We start from the raw sequence: 4,000 nt of genomic DNA, 5'->3' as shown, positions 1-4,000 counted from the left end.
CAGTGCTGGGCCTACCGGCGGACTTGGATTGGCTTTACCTGCAGCAACCTGCAGCTTGATGTAAGCCTGTACTTTCTTGGCCATCGTTTTTACTCCAATTGGGTAATAGCGCCTGAAGGCTCCCCGGTACCAGCGAACCGGCTATTTAGCCGCCTCGCACGAATATCGCGCTTACTCTTTCTCAACCTGCGAGAACTCTAACTCAACAGGCGTAGAGCGCCCGAAGATCAGTACGCTGACCTGCAGGCGGCTCTTTTCATAATTCACTTCTTCAACGACGCCGTTAAAATCTGCAAACGGACCATCGACAACCCGCACTGACTGACCCGGCTCAAACATTGTTTTGGGCCGCGGCTTGTCAGTACCATCTTTAACGCGCAGCAAAATAGCGTCCGCTTCGCGAGAGGTAATAGCAGCCGGCTTTTCTTTAGTACCACCAATGAAACCCATAACACGGGGCGTCTCATTAACCAGGTGCCATGTTTCGTCGGCCATTTCCATCTCGACCAATACGTAGCCGGGATAAAATTTGCGCTCACTCTTGCGTCGCTTACCGTCACGCATTTCGACGACTTCTTCTGTCGGCACCAGGATCTCGCCAAAGCGATCTTCCATGCCATACATCTTCACACGCTCAATCAGCGAACGCATGACATGCTTTTCAAACCCAGAATAAGCGTGAACAACGTACCAACGTTTGGACATGGAAACTCCTAACCAATGACGCCGGACATTGCCCAGCCAAGAAGAGTGTCAATCAACCACAGCATCAAACCCACCACAACAACAGCCACCAGAACAATGGCGGTGGTCTGAATTGTTTCAGGACGGGTCGGCCATACAACGCGCTGAATCTCTTTCTTGGCGTTAACGGCTAGCTCCACTAAATCACGACCCTTGGCAGTGGTCAGCGCGATCAAACCAGCAATCACACACAACACCACTACGCCAATGACGCGGTAGAGCAGGCCAATATCGGCGAAATAGGCATTACCAACGACTGCAACGACAAGCAGCGCTATAACCGCTGCCCACTTGAGCCCGTCATGGCGCGCCTGTTGCACCTCGGTACCGTGCCTTACAGAACCAGGCTTCATAAAACGAGACTCCTTAGGGTGCAGCTACAGTAAAGGAATTCTGAAAAACAACATGCCAACCTGGGGAAGATTGGCAGGCCAGGAGGGACTCGAACCCCCAACCTGCGGTTTTGGAGACCGCTGCTCTGCCAATTGAGCTACTGGCCTGTATCGTCATATGCATAAATGCCTTTTCTGACACCTACACAACAGCGGGCGCCATGGTAGCGGAGAAAACCGCTCCTGACAACCCCTTCTTTACGCCCAGACCCTGCAAACCCACACCTGAACGCAGAGACAAAAAAAGCGAGCTTCGCTCGCTTGATCCGCAACTCTCACCTTACAAAATATGGAGCTCATGGACGGAATTGAACCGTCGACCTCACCCTTACCAAGGGTGTGCTCTACCCCTGAGCTACATGAGCTAAACACATCAACTGGAGCGGGCGGCGGGAATCGAACCCGCACCATCAGCTTGGAAGGCTGAGGTTCTACCGTTGAACTACGCCCGCAGAACCTGTCTTAGAATGACAATCCGCTACGCACTGATTTCTAACCTCAACCTACAAACTATAAGTCGACAAGCTATAAATCGTAGACAATGCCCGCTTCCGGCTTTTCATTCAACAGCATCGAATCACATCGCTGCTGCTTAATTCTGGTGGAGAGAGAAGGATTCGAACCTTCGAAGCTTTCGCGGCAGATTTACAGTCTGCTCCCTTTGGCCACTCGGGAATCTCTCCAACGTGGCGGCACATTATGCCAGCCTCCAAAACAGTGTCAAGCGCGATATCTACTTAATTTATCGCAGCTTGCGATGCTAACGCATCTTCTGACCGCCTTGGAACGCGCTGCATTCTGTCAAAGCAGCATAGAGAATGCAAGGCCCGCGCGTATCTTTTCGAGCGAGACGGGATCGGGTACTCGCGGCGCACCTGACATTTTGCCCGCGCGCTCAGCAAAGGTCATCGGAAAGCACGCCTCTAAACCACCGTAGACCATGTCCGGCCACACGGCATGGGGCACCTGCACGCCTCGCGACACCACTCGCGCATCGCCGCCGGTCAGCAGCATTGGCAGCGCCACACCCTCCTGGTCACACACTTCGCAATAAATGCGATTGATGGCGCTAACGGCCGCCATATAGATGCCGTGATTAACCGCGTCAACGGTGCGCCTACCCGGCTCTAAAAGCGTATCGGCTTCGCTGTCCGGGTCGATTGCCACGTTGCGGGTGCCAAGCTTCAAACTCTCCTTCATCAGGCGCAACCCAGGGAGGATGAAGCCGCCAAGGTGGCTGCCGCCCGGCAGCACAAAATCAATAGTGATGGCGCTGCCACAATCTACCGCGCATGACCCGCCTGCTAACTGATAGCCCGCCAGCGCACCCATCCAACGGTCAACGCCTAAACGGCCCGGCTCTTCGTAGCCGTTGATAACGCCAAGCGCCTCCTGGGTGGAGTGCGCCACGTAAACATGGCGCACCCGGCGACGCAGCAAAGCGACCGTCTCTTCCAGCACCGCCGCTCTGGCGACGCTGGAAATACGTACTGCTTCGACCACGTCAAGATCGGGAATATCAGCCCCCGGGCGCCACTCTTCGCGCGTCCATACCGCTCCACGCGAACGTATCTCGCTACTCTCGGCATCCTTTAGCCGCCATTTAGACAGCGTGTTGCCGATATCAAGATCCAGAATCATAAACGCCTACGCACGCTGATCTCACCGCCAGCTAGGCGTCGAGAGTGATCATTTTCAGTAACCCACAGATTACCACCCTCATCCACGTCCCCTGCGACGGCATCACTGGTTTGCTGTCCTTGAATCACGCGAACGGGCAGCCCTGCATAGGCATGACGATCATTCCAGTCATCGCGCCAAGCGCTAAAACCCACTCGCTCAAAATTAGCCAGCATGGACAATAAACCCGCCACCACATCGGAGGCCAGCTGGTTGCGCGAGATATCGGGCAGGCGCTCGAAAAGCGCCGCTACAGGTTGGTCAATCGCGGCGCGCTGGGCAGCCGGTAGCCACAGATTCATACCCATGCCGATCACCACTTCACACGGACCGCCAGCATCCCCCGTGACTTCGACAAGAATGCCGGCCAGCTTGCCCAGCTCACTATGCGCGCCAGCGTCGCCCGTCGGTGCCTGCTCAGAGAGCAAAATATCGTTCGGCCATTTCAACTTCGGCGCCACGCCGTGCTGCTCAAGCACCTGAGCCACAACCACGCCGACCGCCAGACTCAACCCTTCCAGCACCGCAATACCGGATTCAAACCGCCAGCCCAACGAGAGCATGAGGCTTTGCCCCCAGGGCGTCGACCAAACCCGCCCGCGCCGGCCGCGCCCAGCGGTTTGCAGCTCAACCAAGCACACTTCGCCATGCCCGGCACCCTGTTCAAAACGCTGGCGCAGATACTCATTGCTGGAGGGCAACTGGTCTTCAACAAATAGCCGCGTAAGGTGATGACGCGCTTGAGCAGGCAGCCGCTCAACGATTTTAGCGCCCTCCAGGGGTTCCAGCCGCTGCGACAGTCGATAGCCGCGGCCTTTCACTGCGATAATTTCAACGCCCAGCACTTCTAATTTTTTTAACTGCTTCCACACCGCAGCACGAGAAATACCCAGCGCCTCACCCAGCTGCTCGCCAGAATGAACCTCGCCATCGCTTAATAAACGCATCAGATTACCGATGGTCATGCTCCTGCCCCAATGGGAAAAGCGCTATTCTAGCGGATGGAGCCCCAGTCGGAAAACTTTCCTGGGGGGCGACGAAGGTCGATAAGTGCGCCAGTAATATCAGCGGAGCCTTCAACATGGTAGAATAATCGTTGGACGCAAGCCCTGAGCCAAGATGGTCGGCATTTGCCAGCCCTTGCGACCCGCATTTTCCGACCCGTGGACAAACGGGTGTTCACA

Annotated in this window: 4 protein-coding genes, 4 tRNA genes and 1 pseudogene; all 9 read right to left on the bottom strand. The window is 55.7% G+C overall.

The window, feature by feature from the left end; all coding sequences use genetic code 11:
• Nucleotides 1-84 (bottom strand): annotated as a pseudogene (gene rplK, locus ACTH5D_RS17500) (50S ribosomal protein L11); the annotation flags it as partial.
• Nucleotides 85-171: 87 nt separating this feature from the next.
• Nucleotides 172-705 carry a transcription termination/antitermination protein NusG gene (nusG, locus tag ACTH5D_RS17495; protein ID WP_096276548.1) on the bottom strand — a complete coding sequence of 178 codons (534 nt, stop codon included), beginning with the start codon at nt 703-705 and terminating at the stop codon, nt 172-174.
• 8 nt (nt 706-713) lie between these two features.
• Complete coding sequence (secE, locus tag ACTH5D_RS17490; protein WP_441673459.1) at nt 714-1,097, bottom strand: preprotein translocase subunit SecE; 384 nt, start codon at nt 1,095-1,097, stop codon at nt 714-716.
• A 71-nt stretch (nt 1,098-1,168) separates the two neighbouring features.
• A tRNA-Trp gene (locus ACTH5D_RS17485) sits at nt 1,169-1,244 on the bottom strand.
• Between the two features lie 182 nt (nt 1,245-1,426).
• Nucleotides 1,427-1,501: transfer RNA gene (locus ACTH5D_RS17480), tRNA-Thr, on the bottom strand.
• A gap of 13 nt (nt 1,502-1,514) precedes the next feature.
• Nucleotides 1,515-1,588, bottom strand: a tRNA-Gly gene (locus ACTH5D_RS17475).
• Nucleotides 1,589-1,735: 147 nt separating this feature from the next.
• Nucleotides 1,736-1,819: transfer RNA gene (locus tag ACTH5D_RS17470), tRNA-Tyr, on the bottom strand.
• Between the two features lie 118 nt (nt 1,820-1,937).
• Nucleotides 1,938-2,777, bottom strand: a complete 840-nt coding sequence (locus ACTH5D_RS17465) for a type III pantothenate kinase (RefSeq protein WP_427029578.1) — start codon at nt 2,775-2,777, stop codon at nt 1,938-1,940.
• A complete protein-coding gene (locus tag ACTH5D_RS17460; RefSeq protein ID WP_441673456.1) occupies nt 2,774-3,781 on the bottom strand; it encodes a biotin--[acetyl-CoA-carboxylase] ligase in 1,008 nt (335 codons plus the stop codon). Before ACTH5D_RS17460 ends, ACTH5D_RS17465 begins: the two co-directional genes overlap by 4 nt.
• Nucleotides 3,782-4,000: the final 219 nt, after the last annotated feature.

The sequence above is a fragment of the Halomonas sp. genome (assembly GCF_052095695.1).
Lineage (GTDB): Bacteria > Pseudomonadota > Gammaproteobacteria > Pseudomonadales > Halomonadaceae > Vreelandella.
This window is presented reverse-complemented; position numbering and strand designations above follow the sequence as displayed.